The organism is Paenibacillus sp. FSL H8-0122 (assembly GCF_038005345.1).
Lineage (GTDB): Bacteria > Bacillota > Bacilli > Paenibacillales > Paenibacillaceae > Paenibacillus_AQ.
The window spans coordinates 7194999-7210779 of the sequence record NZ_JBBOTB010000001.1; the positions used below are offsets into that span (position 1 = coordinate 7194999).

Consider the following 15781-nt stretch of genomic DNA (forward strand, 5'->3'; position numbering starts at 1 on the left):
GAATATGCGGTCTGGTCTTTTCTTTTACCTCACTTTGCAAGTATACTGGTAAGCAACAATACGGGGTGATGAAGGGGAGAAGCGTTCATGGCAGAGCAATTAAAGGGCATTACCGTAGCCCTGGCCGGTCCGCGTAAAGCGGAAGACATGGCCAAGCTGGTAGAGAATATGGGAGGAACCGCGCTGCACCGTCCCGCTCAAGGGACAACCTTTCTGGATGATGCCGCCCTGCGTGAGGGGCTGATTGCCTGGACAGAGCAGCCGCCGGATCTGGCTATTCTGACTACCGGTATGGGGCTGGACGCATTGTTCGAGACGGCTGCGAAGCTGGCGCTTGCGGACCGCTTCCTGGAGGTTCTCTCTGGCTCACCTGTTGCTGCCCGTGGTTATAAGACAGTGAATGCCCTGAAGAAGCGCGGACTTGAGCCGGTTGTGCGTGACGATGACGGCAGCTCTGCCGGACTGATTCGCGGCCTGCAGGACTATGATCTGCAGGGCAAGCGGGTCATGCTTCAGCTGCACGGGGAGACTGCCCCGCAGCTGACCGGTTGGCTGGAGCAGGCGGGCGCAGCCGTAAGCTGTGTGCAGCCTTACCGGTATACTCAGCCGGAGCCTGGAGCACTGGAGCTGCTGCTCACAGAGATCACCGAAGGACAGGTGGATGCAGTGGCGTTCACAAGTGCGCCGCAATTCCGCTTCCTGGCACAGCATGCGCGGGAGCAGGGGCAGCTTGCGGCGTTGGTGCAGGCTTTTGAAGAGAGGGTGCTGGCGGTATCTGTCGGCCGTATGACCTCGGAGGCCCTGAAGGAAGAAGGCGTGAAGCGGATTGTCATGCCGGAGCACGAGCGGATGGGCAGCATGTTCGTTACCCTGGGCCGCTATATTGCAGCTAACCGGTAGCAGCCGGCTGTTCAATTAACAGTTACTGCTACAAATACAGAGAGATATGGAGGAGGAGACCTATGGACAAGAGAAAATGCCTGTTGTTAGGCGATTACACACACCCCCGGTTTCACCCGTTGCAAGGTGTGGACAAGCAGGTCAGTGAAATTCTGCATGAGCTTCTGACGGTACAATGCTCGGAGAACAAGAAGCTGATGCTAAGCGAGCATTTGTCCGGATATGATCTGTGCATCGCATATAATGAATTGTGGAATGAAACCGTATCTCCGCAGCAAACGGCAGGTCTGCTGAGCTATGTCAGCGGAGGCGGCGGTCTGATTGTTCTGCACACCGGGGTATCCCTGGCGAAGCGTTATGAGCTGGCCCAGCTGATCGGTGCCAGATTCACCGGCCATCCGGCCTATACTCCGCTTCAGTTCAAGGTGCAGGAGCATGATATTACCGAAGGCATCGAAGACTTCCAGCTCGATGAAGAGCCGTACCGGTTCGAGTTCGATCCGTTCACCGAGAAGCAGATTCTGCTCGAATACGAAGCGGACGGGGAGATGCTGCCTGCGGCCTGGTGCCACAGCTATGGCCTGGGACGGGTGGTCTATCTGATGCCCGGCCATCATGAGCCGTCGTTCCGGCATCCGGCGGTCCGTCAGCTGATTCTGCGGGCAGCCACCTGGGCGGCGCGTATCCCCAGATAATCAGCAAATAATCGGCCATATCGAAGCTAAGCCCCACTTTTGTGGGGTTGTTTTGTGAAATGGCGGGCGAAGGGGTATACTTTATCCATAACTGCAATCTTTGGGAGGGAAGTACCATGAGTGATCTGTTGAAGAAAGCTATCTCATTAGGCGTAGGCCTCACCATTGTCAGCAAGGAGAAGGTTGAGAAGGTCGTAGACGAGCTGGTGAAGCGGGGCGAGCTGGCCCCGTCGGAATCCAAGGCGCTGGTCGAACGGCTGGTAGAGCGCGGAGATGAAGAACGGGGTGTGTTCAAGTCTGCCGTGCAGGAGCAGGTTCAGCGGGTGCTGAAGGAGCTTAAGGTACCTGTGCAGGAGGATATCACCAGGCTGGAGTCGCGCATTGCCCAGCTTGAGGGCCGTGTTGCCGAGCTTGAAGGCAAGTCACCCCAGGAGACCACCGTGCCGGAACAGCGTACGGAATAAATGGCTGTCCGCATAAGGCATGCCGGACGTTACCGGGCAATCGCCATGGCGCTTATGCGTCATGGCTTCGGCTATATGGTGGAGGAACTGGGCCTCTACCATCTTCTGTCACTTCCCCGCAGGATCATCACACAGGAGGTTCATGAAAGTGTGACCCTCGGTGAACGGGTCCGCAGGGTGCTGGAGGAGCTGGGGCCAACCTTCGTCAAATTGGGCCAGCTTGCCAGCACGCGCTCCGATCTGCTGCCTGATGCGATTATTCAGGAGCTGGTCAAGCTGCAGGACCATGTGCCGCCGTTCTCAGCCGAGACAGCCCGCAATATTCTGGAGCAGGAGCTGGACCAGAATATCGATGCGGTCTTCCAATACTTTGAGAATAATCCGCTCGCTGCCGCCTCCATCGGTCAGGTACACCGGGCTGTGCTGCATGGCGGGCAGAGTGTAGCGGTCAAAATACAACGTCCAGGCGTCATGCGGACGATGAGCAGGGATCTTGAGATTCTATCGGATCTGAGCCTGCTCGCCGAGCGCAAGATGGACTGGGCCAGGCAATACGGATTAGCCCGGATGGTTGAGGAATTCTCCCGGGCGCTGCTGGCGGAGCTGGATTATGCCCAGGAAGGGCGCAATGCCGAGCGCATAGCCGGGCAGCTGTCTGCTCAAGATAACGTATATATACCGGCAATCTATTGGGACTTCAGCTCCACCAGGATTCTGACCATGGAATACATGGAAGGAATTACGCTGAACCGCAAGGACGAACTGCTGGGCTCGGGCGTGAAGCTTAAGACCATCGCCCAGCAGTTTGTGGAGATGATGCTGAACCAGATTTTTATTCATGGCTTCTTTCATGCCGACCCGCATCCCGGGAATGTCATGGTGCTGGAGGACGGGAAGCTGGCCCTGATCGATTTCGGGATGGTCGGACGGCTTAGCGAGGAGATGAAGGACGGTCTGTCCGCGCTGGTGATTGCACTCATGCGCAAGAATACGGACTCGATGGTACGGGCCATTCTGCGCCTGGGAGTGATCCCGGAGGAGGCCGACCGGATGGCACTGCACGAGGATATGGACCGGCTGCGCGAGCAGTATTATGATATCCCGTTCAAGCAGGTCAGCATCGGCAAGGCGCTGAATGATCTGTTCAGCATTGCCCGCAAGCACCGGCTGGTCATTCCGCCGGATCTGGCGCTGCTGGGCAAGACGATGCTGACCCTGGAGGGCATGGTCGCCAGCCTGGACCCGGCCTTCAGCATTATGCAGATGGCCGAGCCGTTCGGCAGGCGGCTGATCAAGCAGCGCTTCAGCGGAAGCCGCCTGCAGCGCAAGCTGCTGGGCGGGGTAGCTGATCTTGCCGAGAGTCTGGTCGAGCTTCCCGCTCAGGCCCGGCAGCTCTCCTCGCTGATCAGCAAGGGGAAGCTGAAGGTGGAGATCGGGGTCCCCGAGCTGCAGGACCTGGAGCATAAGTTCAGCCGGATCGGCAACCGCCTCTCCTTCAGTATCGTGCTGCTGGCCTTCAGCATCATCATGGCCGGACTGATTGTTGCCTCCTCCCTGCGCGGCGAGCCGTCGCTGCTCTGGGACTTCCCGATTGTGGAGATCGGCTCGGTTATCGCGCTGCTGATGATTCTGTGGCTGCTGTTCTCCATCTTCAAATCGGGCAGATTCTAGCCGGGAGGGCCGGATAAATAATTATTCTTCGCCGAATACACACAAAGGTTGCAAAATCAAGTACAATATTAAGATAACTTGCCACAATTAAAGTGTAATGGAACGCAAATGGAGTGCCGTCTGAACGTCCGGTGGATCGCTGCTGCGCCGTATAACCGAACGTTCGACTGCTGCCTTGCGGGCCCATGGGACGGAAGGGCTCCGGTGACGGGGTGCTTCCGCTTTTATTTGATACGATAAGAATGTGAAACGGTACCGTCCTTATACAGGGCCTGAGGGTGATATGCCCTCTGCTTACCTTGCGTACATTACTCCGTTACATGGATGAATATAAGTTATGGACTGACATGATGAACTGAAAATTCAGAAAATTAGTGAGGTGGAGCAATTGCCGGGTTTTAAAGATTTAGGAGTATCTGAAGTGCTGATGGATCTGCTCAAGGGGCAGGGCATCGTGAAGCCGACGCCGGTGCAGGAAGAGGCGATTCCGCCGCTGGTGCAGGGTCTGGATGTGATCGCACGTGCGAAGACGGGAACGGGGAAGACGCTGGCTTTTCTGCTGCCGATTATGGACAAGATCCGGGTTGAGGCCGCTTATCCGCAGGCGCTGATTCTGGCTCCGACGCGTGAGCTGGCGCTGCAGATTACCGAAGAGGCACGCAAGCTGGCCCGTCATACGGGTGTGAAGATTCTGGCGGTCTACGGCGGTCAGGATGTGGAGAAGCAGCTTCGCAAGCTGGAAGGCGGCAGACATCTGATCATCGGTACGCCGGGACGGCTGCTGGATCACCTCCGCCGGGAGACCCTGGACCTTAGCGGCGTGAAGATGCTGGTGCTGGATGAAGCTGACCAGATGCTGCATATGGGCTTCCTGGAGGATGTGGAGACGATCATTACGGCTGTGCCTTACCGCCGCCAGACGATGCTGTTCTCCGCGACGATGCCGGACCCGATCAAACGGCTGGCAGCGAACTATATGAAGGAGCCGCTGGATGTCATTATCAAGAGCGGCTCGCCGATCCCTCTGGACAATATCCGCCAGCAGGTGGTGGAATGCTCGGACCGCAACAAGGAGGAGGCGCTGATCTCCCTGATCGAGCGCGACCGTCCTTACCTGGCGATCATCTTCTGCCGGACGAAGCGCCGGGCTATCAAGCTGAACGAGGCGCTGCAGGCGGCCGGGTATGACTGTGACGAGCTGCACGGCGATCTGTCACAGGGCAAGCGCGAAGCTGTCATGAAGCGGTTCCGTGAAGCCAAGCTCCAATTGCTGGTGGCTACGGATGTGGCGGCACGCGGCCTGGACGTTGAAGGGGTCACCCATATCTTCAACTATGATCTTCCGCTGGATGCGGACAGCTATATTCACCGGATCGGCCGCACCGGCCGCGCCGGAGGCAAGGGCCTCGCGATCACGTTCGCTTCGCCGCGTGAGCGCGCCGGGCTCGAACTGATCGAGCACGGCATCTCCCAGCGGCTGGACCGCCGCCGGTACGAGAAGGATGAATTCGGCGTAGGCGAATTCACCTCGGTGCAAGGCGGCGGCTCGCCGCGCGGGCGGCAGAGCGCGGCGCCTGAAGCGGCGCGCTCTGGCCGTGGCGGCCGCGGGCAGGGCCGCAGCGGCGGTGCGCCGCGCGGCGAAGCCGCAGGGCGTCCGGGCGGGCGCGGACGCGGCGGCAGAGACGCAGGCGGCTGGGGCGCGCCTGCGGAAGGCGGCGGCCGCAGCCGGAAGGACGCGGCCGGAGGCGGCAAGCGCAGCGCGTACAGCGCGGCTGCGGCGCCGAAGGGCGACTCCGCCGGGCAAGGCGCGGCGAAGAAGCCGAGACCTGGCGGCGGCTACGGCGCCTTCGCCAGCGGCGGCGACAGCGCAGCAGCCAGCGGCTATGCTGCGGGTGCAGGTGCGGGTGCCGCCGCCGGGCGCGGCGGCAAGGGCGGCGCTGCGCGGGGCGGTGCCGCCAGAGGCAACGCCGCCCAGGGCGGGCCGAGCAGCGGCTACAGCACCAATGTATCCCGGGGCGCAGAAGCCGGGGGCTTCAGCTACGGCGCTTCGAAGGGTGCCGGCTCCGGGGCCGGGTATAATCCCGGCGGCGCGAAGTCGAGCCCGAAATTCCGGGCGCATGTAGCGCGCAGCAACGATGCGGGCGGCTATAACGCCTCCGCTCCCAAAGGCGGCTCTAAGGGCGGCAAAGGCGGCTTCAGCTCGGGCGGACGCAGCAGCGGCGGGAATTCAACGCGCGGCGGGCGCAGCGGAGGCTCCGGCGGCGGTTCACGCGGCGGACGCGGCTCCTCCAGATAAAGGTGCTTTACATGCATAGCTAATCCTTGTTACCATAGGGCCGTTGGCGTCACCGCCAATGACTCTATGGTAATATTTATTTACTGAAACCTTTTGGATATTAGGCCTGTCTATATAGATACTGCCGTAACATTCGGGTACAAATATAAATAGAGAGATATAGAAAGTAACCTGCGCTTTTGATCCTGCGGATTCTGCCGGATTCAGAAGTGCGAGGGTACACAACGTTTAGGAGGATTACACAGCATGTCCAAAACCGCCAAAATTGTCATTCTACTCATCGCCGTCATTGCGGTCGGCTGGGGAATCGGGAAGTATACGTCCCCTTCCGCTTCCCCGGAGAACGGAACCAATATAAACACAGGTGCAGATCTGGGAGCTGAGGGGCCGGATGCAGCGCCAGAAGCTTCGGCAGTGCCTACGGATCGGCCGGCTCCTGGAAGCTCCGGGAACAATGATGCGCAGATGGTGGTAGCCGAGCCGGAGAGCATCACGGTCATGGTTAATAAGCAGTACAGCCTGCCTGATCAGTATAAGCCTGCCGATCTGGTCTACCCGGACGTACCTTTTATCTTCTCGGAGAAGATTGAGAAGCGCATGCTGCGGCGTGAAGCGGCTGCGGCGCTGGAGGAGATGTTCGCGGGGGCGAAGGCGGACGGGGTCTATCTGGCCGGTGTATCAGGCTACCGTTCCGAATCGACCCAGAGAAGGCTGTACGATAACTATGTCGCCAGAGACGGCGAGGAGAAAGCCCAGACCTACAGCGCGATGCCCGGTCACAGTGAGCATCAGACGGGACTGGCCATTGACCTGTCCGGTAGAGACGGCAAGTGTGCGGCCGAGAGCTGTTTTGCAGGGACGAAGGAAGCAGAGTGGCTTGCCGCCCATGCCGCTGAATACGGCTATATCATCCGGTTCCTTGAGGGCAAGGAGGCCATTACCGGGTACAAGTACGAGCCTTGGCATGTCCGGTATGTAGGCAAGGAGATTGCCGCTTCCATCGCCGAAAGAGGGATTACACTCGAAGAATATTATGACGCCGTCCCGGTGTCGAATTAACCCTACACTATAATCAGGCGGTCCCGCGATTTGCGGGGCCGTTTGTGTGTCTGGGCGGGAGTAGCTCGTCACCAGTATCTGCCCTTCCATAAATGCGGCAAGATTTGAAGCTGCGTTCGTAGCGAAAAAACAGGGATAAGTGTATTCCGTGCAACTAAAAACGCTGAAACGGAAGGCTTTTCCCTCCTAACTGTAGTCTGTACAACTAAACTTGCCCGGATGGGCGAAAATTCAGGTATAGAGGTAGTTTAATTGCACGAAATACACCTAAACATAGATTTAGAGGCACATCCGGCGATTTAGTTGTACAGAATGCAATTAAGCGCTGGATCTCCACAATGAAGTGTGTTGAGACTCTAAATGGGCGCTATAGTAAGCGGTTGCAAATCTGAAGCTACAGAGAAGCATGCTAGGATGAGTAATGTATACACTCTGATGCTACTAGGTGCGCTAATGCCGGGTAATATACACTCTAATGCTACAAGGTGCGCTAATGCCGGGTAATGTACACTCTAATGCTACAAGGTGTGCTAATGTTGGGTAATATATGCCCTGATGATGCGCGTCACAGGAAATAAGTGGATTCCATCCAACTGCTGCGGCGCAATTGAATCATCCACCGGCAGCAGTTGGATAATGAGCACTTAATTAATCAATATTCAGCAAAAGTACCCAAACGCCACCAACTAGCTGCTCTTTTTCCACTTGCTTCCGCATAATCGTCTGAAACCGGGAAAATAAGATACGTTTATCCACTTACATGCTGCTGAAGCGGGCGGAGACTCGTTCGGGAACGGTGGTTCACCCCCGGGAACGCTGGTTAAGTAGTGGGAAACCGCACACTATGAAATGGGAGGCGTTCTGGATGTCTGAACATAATCATGTGGTGAGTAAGGACGGCAGTGTGACCATGAACCGGGTAACGGAGGCGCTGGACCGGATCGATCCCGGGCAGAGGGAGATGATTCTGGACAACTTCGAGCATTTCAAGGCGTATTTAGGAAAGCGCATTCAACTGGCGCAAAAAATCGGTCTCAGCGACGAACAGCTGGCACTGGCCGCCGAGAAAATCGCCGGTTATCTGGCAGCGTATGAGGAACCCCGCAATAGTGAAGAGAAGCTGCTGCTGGAATTGTGGAAGGCCGGGAACAAGGAGGAGCGCCACCGGCTGGCGCATATGCTGGTGAAGATGGTGCAACAGTAACAGAGGCAGCGCCGGTAAGCAACAGGAGCACTACCAGTATCACCAACAGCAACGAGCAACATGGCTCCCTGAAAAAGTAACATGAACAGCGTTGTTGCATTCATTCCTATGAAAATAAATCCAGGCGGTTCCGTGATCCTTGCGGAGCCGCCTGTTTTCTGTGCAAGTAACCTTTGACACATCAGTCTGTGGCTGAACCGTATCTTCGGCCGTGCGTTTGCTAGGGCGGCATTACAATCTTCCGGTTGTGAATTACATCGGTACGGGTATAGTTAGTATAGGATGTACGGTACTCTGAAGCCTCTACAATCCAACCCATTGGAGTTGTTCTCATATGAAATTAAGCATTCTCGATCAATCCCCGGTGCCGGAGGGAAGCACTCCGGCCGAAGCGCTCCGGCAGACGGCGCTGCTGGCCCGCGAAGCAGAGCGGCTCGGTTATCACCGCTTCTGGGTTGCGGAGCATCATGCTGCGCCGGGCCTCGCCAGCTCCAGCCCGGAAGTGCTGATGGCGCATCTCGCTGCGGTAACCTCAGCGATCCGCATCGGCTCGGGAGCGGTGCTGCTCCCGCATTACAGTGCGTTCAAGGTCGCTGAGAATTTTCGCGTCCTGGAGGCGCTCTATCCCGGGCGGATCGATCTCGGGATAGGGAGAGCGGCAGGCGGCGGTGCCCTGGCCGCCAAAGCACTACAGGATACCCGTGTGACTATTGACGACGTTGACCGGTACGAGCAGCAGATTCAGGAGCTGATAGCCTATCTCTATGAATTTGAGGGTGGAGCAGCCCCGCAGCGTTATGCCGGATTACGGGCAACGCCTGCGGTGGACTCAGCGCCGGAAGTCTGGCTGCTGGGCTCAAGCCGGGAGAGTGCGGCGCTCTCGGCCCGGCTGGGAACCGGATATGCCTTCGCCCGGTTCATTGCCAGGAACGGAGGAGCGGGGGCGGTGCATGAGTACCAGGACAGCTTCGCGCCATCCGTGGCTGCTGCATCGCCGAAGCCGCTGCTTGCGGTGTTCGCCGTCTGTGCGGAGACATCGGCCGAAGCAGACCGGCTGGCTGCCAGTATGGATCTCTCACTGGTTAGCCTGGAGCGGGAACACCTCTCTTCCCCGACCCCGTCCGTAGAGACTGCACTGAACTATACATATACCCCTTACGACCGTTTCACCATTACGGATAACCGGAAGCGGATGGTCATAGGCTCGCCTGCTGAAGTCAGGGAGCAGCTTCAGCTGCTGGCGGACGAATACCGCTGCGGGGAGCTGATGATTTCTTCGCATATCCATGAGTTCAAGGACAAGCTGCAATCCATCAGGCTCATCGCCGAAGCCTGCGGGCTGCAGCGCAGGGCGTAGCCTTTGCCGCCGGAATTTGGTTTTGGCTGCGAATAGGGTAGAATGAAGAGGTTACTTAACTAAAGCTTAAAGCGTACTTCAAAACTGGGCCATACAGCCGAAAGGAAGCGAAGCAGAGATGTCGATTTATAGTTTTGCAGGAGTGACGCCTTCGGGTACAGAAGTGCCGTTCAAGGACTATGAGGGCAAGGTACTGCTGATCGCCAATACGGCCAGCAAGTGCGGACTGACCCCGCAATACGGAGATTTGCAGAAGCTGTACGAGCAGTACGGGGACCAGGGGCTGGTGGTGCTGGGCTTTCCATGCAACCAGTTCGCCGGTCAGGAGCCGGGCACAAGCGAGGAAGCGGAGTCCTTTTGCCAGATTAACTATGGGGTTACGTTCCCGGTGTTCGCCAAGGTCGATGTGAATGGTCCGGAGGCGAGCCTGCTGTTTCAATATTTGAAGGGCCAGCAGCCGGGTGACGGCGAGAGCAGTGATATCCAGTGGAACTTCACGAAGTTCCTGGTGGACCGCAGCGGCAATGTAGTGGCCCGTGTCGAGCCTAAGGAATCACCGGAGAGCATGAAGGGACTTATCGAATCCCTGCTGTAATGAGGCTGAAATCACCCGCTCTGAAGGCTGGAGCCAGGCTATACGTGTTCTCCCGGATAGTGGTGCAGATGCGCCCGGTCCGGGAGTTTTCTATACAATTAAGTTTCACCCTGTATGAAAATTATCCTTGAATCTTTTCAGAGACCCTGTATTCTTTGAAGAGAAATGCTTCGCCTGACTACATGAATCGCATACAGGAAGCAAGGATGCAGGATAATAACGGCAGGAGGGTTACATAACGGCATGAGGTTAATTACAGAGGTAGCATCGGCAGCGGGGATCAAGGAGGAGCATCTGGAACTGTACGGCAAATACAAAAGCAAGCTGTCGCCCTCGCTCTGGACAGAGCTGAAGCACAAACCGGACGGCAAGCTGGTTCTGGTGACCGCGATGAATCCTACACCGGCAGGTGAGGGCAAGACGCTGACGACCATCGGGCTCGCCCAAGCGATGAATGCAGCGGGTGTACGTACGGTAGCAGCGCTGCGTGAACCTTCGCTCGGTCCCTGTCTGGGAATGAAGGGCGGAGCGACCGGAGGCGGCAAGGCGCAGATCGTTCCGGCAGATGAGATTAACCTGCATTTCACAGGGGATATCCATGCGGTGAGCGCAGCGCATAACCTGCTCTCGGCGATGATCGACAATCATATGTTCCAGGGCAACAGTCTGGGGCTTGATCCGCAGCGGATCGTCTGGAAAAGGGTTATGGATATGAATGACCGCAGCCTGCGGAATATCGTGACCGGCATTGGCGACGGCAACGGAACTGTGCGGGAGAGCGGCTTCCAGATTACAACAGCCTCCGAGATTATGGCTGTGCTCTGCCTGTGCAGCGATCTTGCGGATCTGAAGCAGCGCCTCAGCCGCATTCTGGTCGGGTATGACCATGCGGGCCAGCCTGTAACGGCACAGGCGATTGGAGCCGTGGAGGCGATGACTGCGCTGCTGAAGGAGGCGGTGAAGCCGAATCTGGTGCAGACGCTGGAAGGAACCCCGGTCATTGTGCATGGCGGCCCGTTCGCCAATATTGCCCACGGCTGCAGCAGTGTGATAGGAACCCGCTACGCGCTGAAGCTAGGCGATGTGGTGGTGACGGAGGCAGGCTTCGGCGCAGATCTGGGCGCGGAGAAGTTCATGGACATCAAATGCCGCCAGGCCGGGCTGGCTCCTGCGGCTGCTGTCCTGGTGGTGACGGTGAAGTCGCTGAAATACAACGGCGGCGTCCGCAAGGAGGAGCTGTATGAGGGCAACCGTCCGGCGCTGCTCTCCGGATTGTCCAATATGGTGCGGCATATTGAGAACCTGCGCAAGTTCGGTGTGCCTGTGCTGGTGGCGCTGAATCATTTTGAAGGGGATGCTCCTGCTGAAGTAAATGAGGTGCTGGAAGCCTGCGGGCGGCTGGGTGTACCTGCTGCAGTATCCAAGGTATGGGCGGAGGGAAGCGCGGGCGGACAGGTGCTGGCGAAGGAGCTGATGAAGCTGTTGGACCGGGAAGAGCCTGTGAATTATGCTCCGCTGTATGAAGACCAACTGGATATCCCGTCCAAAATCAACCGCATCGTCACGGAGATCTACCGTGGTGCGGGAGTAGCCTTCTCTCCGGCAGCCAAGCGCAGTCTTGCTGTCATTGACCGGCTGGGTCTGCACCATCTTCAGGTCTGCATGGCCAAAACCCCGTATTCCTTCTCGGATCAGCCCCGGCTGCTCGGCGCACCGGAAGGCTTCACTATGGGCGTCCGGGACATCACCCTGTCCCTTGGGGCAGGATTCGCTGTAGTGATCACCGGTAACATGGTCACGATGCCGGGTCTCCCCGCCAAGCCCGCAGCAGAAGGCCTGCTGGTCGATGAGGATGGCGTAATTTCGGGTCTGGAATAAGACAGCATCAGCTAATGGTTGTAGTTTGGCCTCACTTTACCGCAGATATGCTGCGGAGGGTGAGGCTTTTTTGTATGCCAAAACAAACATGTCTTTCAAGGCACAACCCCAGCATGAAAATGAGCAGCGCGCCTAAAAACAGAACGATCACAATGGGACCGGGCGCGCCGCGTAGGCCAAATGTAATCGAAAAACCGATCACAATGGGACTGGGCGCGCCGCATAAGCCAAATGTAATCGAAAAACCGATCACAATTGGACTGGGAGCGCCGCGTAGGCCAAATGTAATCGAAAAACCGATCACAATGGGACCGGGAGCGCCGTATAAGCCGAATGTAATCGAAAAACCGATCACAATGGGACCGGGAGCGCCGCGTAGGCCAAATGTAATCGAAAAACCGATCACAATGGGACCGGGAGCGCCGCGTAGGCCAAATGTAATCGAAAAACCGATCACAATTGGACTGGGCGGGTAGCGTAAGCCAAATGTAATCGAAAAACCGATCACAATTGGACCGGGTACGTCGCGTAGGCTAAATTTCCTCTTGCTGTTTCCTGCTCCTGACAGACATAATGCCCCTCCTCCGGGGGAAACTAAGCCAAGGTTGAAGATGGAATCGGCGGCACAAGTGGAGTGGATGATGTGGTGGAACTCCAAAGTGATTAAAATTTGAAATTGTGAACAATGTGAGAAAAATCACAATAACTCTTGCAATGTGATAAATATCACAATATAATCAGTGTATAAAGTGAAAACAATCACAAACAAATAGTTTTATAAACAAAGTCACGAGCTCACAAGCCCTACTAAATAAGCTTTTCAACTTGGAGGAGGAAGAAATCATGAAAGTAGCAGTTATTGGATGTACCCACGCCGGAACGGCCGCCATTGTAAATACCGCACAGTTATACCCGGATGCCCAGATTACGGTGTACGAGCGCAACGATAATATCTCATTCCTGTCTTGCGGCATTGCCTTATACGTTGGCGGTGTGGTCAAGGACCCGCAGGGACTATTCTATTCCTCCCCGGAACAGCTGGCTGCGCTGGGTGTGCAGACGAAGATGCGCCATGAGGTAATCAACATTGATACCGCCCGCAAAACCTTGAAAGCCCGCAACCTCGTGACCGGCGAGGAAATGGAAGATACTTATGACAAATTGATTATGACAACAGGCTCATGGCCGATTGTGCCTAAGCTTGAAGGAATAGAGATGGAGGGCATCCTGCTCTCGAAGAACTACAATCACTCCAACACCATTATCGAAGAAGCGCAGAAGGTGAACAGAATTACTGTGGTCGGTGCCGGATATATCGGGGTCGAGCTGGTGGAGGCTTTTCAGATGAATGGCAAGGAAGTTACGCTGATTGATGGGGAAGACCGCATCCTGAGCAAATATCTCGATGAAGAGTTCACCGCACCGATCCAGCAGTCGCTTGAGGATCACGGCATTAAGCTGGCGCTGGGCGAGAAGGTCGCCTCCTTCGCTGGTGAGAACGGCAGAGTGACCAAGGTGATTACGAGCAAGGGTGAGCATGAGACGGATCTGGTGATTCTCTGCATCGGCTTCCGTCCGAATACCGAGCTGCTGAAGGGTCAAGTGGATATGCTGCCGAACGGCGCGATTATGGTTAACGATTATATGCAGACCAGCCTGCCGGATGTCTATGCTGCCGGTGACAGCTGTGCGATTCATTACAATCCGACGGGTAAACATGCGTATATCCCGCTGGCCACCAACGCAGTGCGTATGGGAACGCTGGTTGCCCGCAATCTGGTCTCGAACACGATCCCTTACATGGGTACGCAAGGAACATCGGGCATCAAGATCTACGAGGACAATATTGCCGGAACCGGACTGACTGAAGAGGCTGCCAAGGCTGAAGGGATGGATGCGGAAAGTGTCATGCTGATCGACAACTACCGTCCGGAGTTCATGCCGACCTTCGAGCAGGTTCAGGTAAAAGTGGTCTTTGACCGTGCCACCCGCCGCATTCTGGGCGCGCAGATTATGTCCAAGATGGATCTGACGCAGTCGATCAATACCGTATCGGTCTGCATCCAGAATAAGATGACCGTGGACCAGCTGGCCTTCATCGACTTCTTCTTCCAGCCGCATTACAACAAGCCTTGGAACTTCCTGAACACCGCAGGCCTCCAGGCTCTGCCGAAACTTGCTGCAGTCAAAGAGCCAGTACACGCATAATTGTAAAATATAAAATGTTCTGCCGGAGCCCATTCAGGGCTCTTTTTTTGAAGCGGCAATAGACAAGGAGAGCTGCCTCTCAAGTCAACTTCGACTTGTTGAGGCAGCTCAACTTTAACGATACGTGTCGATTACGATTGATTGCGATACCCGGAGATTATATTCTTGACGGCGATAGGATTGCTGTCTGTGGGTCCAATCTCAATAGCAGGCAGGGCCGTTGCGTTTGCGGTTGTCAGATCAATCGGGCGAATCGCTCTTGATTCTCCCACATAAGCCTTAGTGTCGGAGAAGAATGCCAGATCGCCGACAGAAGTAAGCGGAACGAACCGGGTCTGGGCGCGTGTAGTGTTGAAGATTTGCAGACCTCCCGTCGGTAAAGAAGTTGGTTGAATGGTGACACCAATATATACTTGCGTACGCGAAAAGCGAATTTTATCCTGGCCTTTGTAACTGGGAATATCCGGGAGACTATTGCCATATATGGTTCCCATCCAATTAGCGTACAGGTCATTAAATAGTTTCAGATAGCCTCTATCGTTTTCCGTGGTGCAAAACAATAATTTGTTGTCCAGGTAGACGCCGGATACTGTGTTGTCCAGCAAACTTGAGGTCGTAGGCTCGCCTTGTACATCACCGTCATAAAAACAGAGCATACCGGTCTTTCCAAGAGCGATTAGCGAATACCCCTCCGGGTGGACGACCAGTGGATTGTGTGCCGTGTCAAAGGTGAGCTGAAATTGGGACCCGTATGGATGAACGCTGTCATCCTCAATGGATATGGCGGCGACATAATCTCTTCCATCGGCAACCTTACAGGCTACATACATATAGGAGCTATTCTCATTGCTCGCCAAGGCGAAAGGCCGGCCTGGACCGACATCCACATTTTTCAAAACCTTATTCGTAGGAGAATCAATAATCGTAACGTTCTTATCTCCATAATTCGCCACATAGGCTTTCTTGCCATTCGAAGCAACCAAGACTGCAACGGGACGGGCAGGATTGGAGCTCATATTGCCCACGGGAACCGTATTGAGAATGCTATGGGATCTCGTATCAATAATGGAGAGCGAACCGATGCGGGTATTCGCTACGAATAGCTTCTTCTCGTCGGGGTCCATAGCCATAGCGCCAGGGTTCGCACCTACCTGAATCCGCTTGATGATCCGATCTTCTGCAGGATCAATAACAGCGACATAGCCATGTTGATAGTCAATTTCATAAGTCACGTAGACATAAGGATCGCGTGAGGGTAATTTCCTGTTGCTTGCTTCTGTCTTGTTTGAATTCATGGATTAATCCCCTTTCCTGGTGTTGAACCGGATGGACTTCCCGGACCCGGAGGACCGGCTGGCCAGATGGGCAGGCGCACCAGATGGAATACGGATGCCGCATTTGGAAGTCTGCTGTAGGGTATGTATGAATTCTCCAGCCCGACTAGCATAATGTCC

13 protein-coding genes are annotated in these 15781 nt (G+C 55.9%); 12 read left to right on the top strand and 1 reads right to left on the bottom strand.

Annotation, left to right across the window (positions count from 1 at the left end):
• Nucleotides 1–87: 87 nt before the first annotated feature.
• From NSS64_RS30935 to NSS64_RS30990, 12 genes are all read left to right on the top strand, one after another.
• On the top strand, nucleotides 88–900 hold the full coding sequence (locus NSS64_RS30935) for a uroporphyrinogen-III synthase (RefSeq protein ID WP_340946466.1): 813 nt from the start codon (nucleotides 88–90) through the stop codon (nucleotides 898–900).
• Between the two features lie 62 nt (nucleotides 901–962).
• Nucleotides 963–1595, top strand: coding sequence for a ThuA domain-containing protein (locus NSS64_RS30940; protein WP_339251967.1), 633 nt, complete (start codon nucleotides 963–965; stop codon nucleotides 1593–1595).
• Between the two features lie 116 nt (nucleotides 1596–1711).
• Nucleotides 1712–2059, top strand: coding sequence for a phasin family protein (locus tag NSS64_RS30945; protein WP_036728281.1), 348 nt, complete (start codon nucleotides 1712–1714; stop codon nucleotides 2057–2059).
• On the top strand, nucleotides 2060–3730 hold the full coding sequence (locus NSS64_RS30950; RefSeq protein ID WP_076080907.1) for an ABC1 kinase family protein: 1671 nt from the start codon (nucleotides 2060–2062) through the stop codon (nucleotides 3728–3730).
• Nucleotides 3731–4157: 427 nt separating this feature from the next.
• Nucleotides 4158–6026, top strand: a complete 1869-nt coding sequence (locus NSS64_RS30955; RefSeq protein WP_341142923.1) for a DEAD/DEAH box helicase — start codon at nucleotides 4158–4160, stop codon at nucleotides 6024–6026.
• Between the two features lie 246 nt (nucleotides 6027–6272).
• A complete protein-coding gene (locus NSS64_RS30960; protein ID WP_340946468.1) occupies nucleotides 6273–7085 on the top strand; it encodes a M15 family metallopeptidase in 813 nt (270 codons plus the stop codon).
• 865 nt (nucleotides 7086–7950) lie between these two features.
• On the top strand, nucleotides 7951–8289 hold the full coding sequence (locus tag NSS64_RS30965; RefSeq protein ID WP_341142622.1) for a DUF3243 domain-containing protein: 339 nt from the start codon (nucleotides 7951–7953) through the stop codon (nucleotides 8287–8289).
• A 334-nt stretch (nucleotides 8290–8623) separates the two neighbouring features.
• The gene (locus NSS64_RS30970) at nucleotides 8624–9646 is read left to right on the top strand and encodes an LLM class flavin-dependent oxidoreductase (RefSeq protein ID WP_341142623.1); all 1023 of its coding nucleotides are present in this window, start codon (nucleotides 8624–8626) and stop codon (nucleotides 9644–9646) included.
• Between the two features lie 118 nt (nucleotides 9647–9764).
• The gene (locus tag NSS64_RS30975) at nucleotides 9765–10241 is read left to right on the top strand and encodes a glutathione peroxidase (RefSeq protein ID WP_340946473.1); all 477 of its coding nucleotides are present in this window, start codon (nucleotides 9765–9767) and stop codon (nucleotides 10239–10241) included.
• A gap of 243 nt (nucleotides 10242–10484) precedes the next feature.
• The gene (locus NSS64_RS30980; protein WP_341142624.1) at nucleotides 10485–12119 is read left to right on the top strand and encodes a formate--tetrahydrofolate ligase; all 1635 of its coding nucleotides are present in this window, start codon (nucleotides 10485–10487) and stop codon (nucleotides 12117–12119) included.
• Between the two features lie 113 nt (nucleotides 12120–12232).
• A complete protein-coding gene (locus NSS64_RS30985) occupies nucleotides 12233–12595 on the top strand; it encodes a hypothetical protein (RefSeq protein ID WP_341142625.1) in 363 nt (120 codons plus the stop codon).
• Between the two features lie 367 nt (nucleotides 12596–12962).
• A complete protein-coding gene (locus NSS64_RS30990) occupies nucleotides 12963–14327 on the top strand; it encodes an FAD-dependent oxidoreductase (protein ID WP_341142626.1) in 1365 nt (454 codons plus the stop codon).
• Between the two features lie 131 nt (nucleotides 14328–14458).
• Here the strand turns inward: NSS64_RS30990 and NSS64_RS30995 are convergent, their stop codons facing one another.
• Nucleotides 14459–15622 (bottom strand): YncE family protein, encoded by a 1164-nt coding sequence (locus NSS64_RS30995; RefSeq protein ID WP_341142627.1) that lies wholly within the window; start codon nucleotides 15620–15622, stop codon nucleotides 14459–14461.
• Between the last annotated feature and the right edge of the window lie 159 nt (nucleotides 15623–15781).

What these genes read in the sequence shown, in the direction of transcription:
- NSS64_RS30935 (WP_340946466.1), top strand. Translation starts at nt 88, where the DNA reads ATGGCAGAGCAATTAAAGGGCATTACCGTAGCCCTGGCCGGTCCGCGT.
- NSS64_RS30940 (WP_339251967.1), top strand. Translation starts at nt 963, where the DNA reads ATGGACAAGAGAAAATGCCTGTTGTTAGGCGATTACACACACCCCCGG.
- NSS64_RS30945 (WP_036728281.1), top strand. Translation starts at nt 1,712, where the DNA reads ATGAGTGATCTGTTGAAGAAAGCTATCTCATTAGGCGTAGGCCTCACC.
- NSS64_RS30950 (WP_076080907.1), top strand. Translation starts at nt 2,060, where the DNA reads ATGGCTGTCCGCATAAGGCATGCCGGACGTTACCGGGCAATCGCCATG.
- NSS64_RS30955 (WP_341142923.1), top strand. Translation starts at nt 4,158, where the DNA reads ATGGATCTGCTCAAGGGGCAGGGCATCGTGAAGCCGACGCCGGTGCAG.
- NSS64_RS30960 (WP_340946468.1), top strand. Translation starts at nt 6,273, where the DNA reads ATGTCCAAAACCGCCAAAATTGTCATTCTACTCATCGCCGTCATTGCG.
- NSS64_RS30965 (WP_341142622.1), top strand. Translation starts at nt 7,951, where the DNA reads ATGTCTGAACATAATCATGTGGTGAGTAAGGACGGCAGTGTGACCATG.
- NSS64_RS30970 (WP_341142623.1), top strand. Translation starts at nt 8,624, where the DNA reads ATGAAATTAAGCATTCTCGATCAATCCCCGGTGCCGGAGGGAAGCACT.
- NSS64_RS30975 (WP_340946473.1), top strand. Translation starts at nt 9,765, where the DNA reads ATGTCGATTTATAGTTTTGCAGGAGTGACGCCTTCGGGTACAGAAGTG.
- NSS64_RS30980 (WP_341142624.1), top strand. Translation starts at nt 10,485, where the DNA reads ATGAGGTTAATTACAGAGGTAGCATCGGCAGCGGGGATCAAGGAGGAG.
- NSS64_RS30985 (WP_341142625.1), top strand. Translation starts at nt 12,233, where the DNA reads ATGAAAATGAGCAGCGCGCCTAAAAACAGAACGATCACAATGGGACCG.
- NSS64_RS30990 (WP_341142626.1), top strand. Translation starts at nt 12,963, where the DNA reads ATGAAAGTAGCAGTTATTGGATGTACCCACGCCGGAACGGCCGCCATT.
- NSS64_RS30995 (WP_341142627.1), bottom strand. Translation starts at nt 15,622, where the DNA reads ATGAATTCAAACAAGACAGAAGCAAGCAACAGGAAATTACCCTCACGC.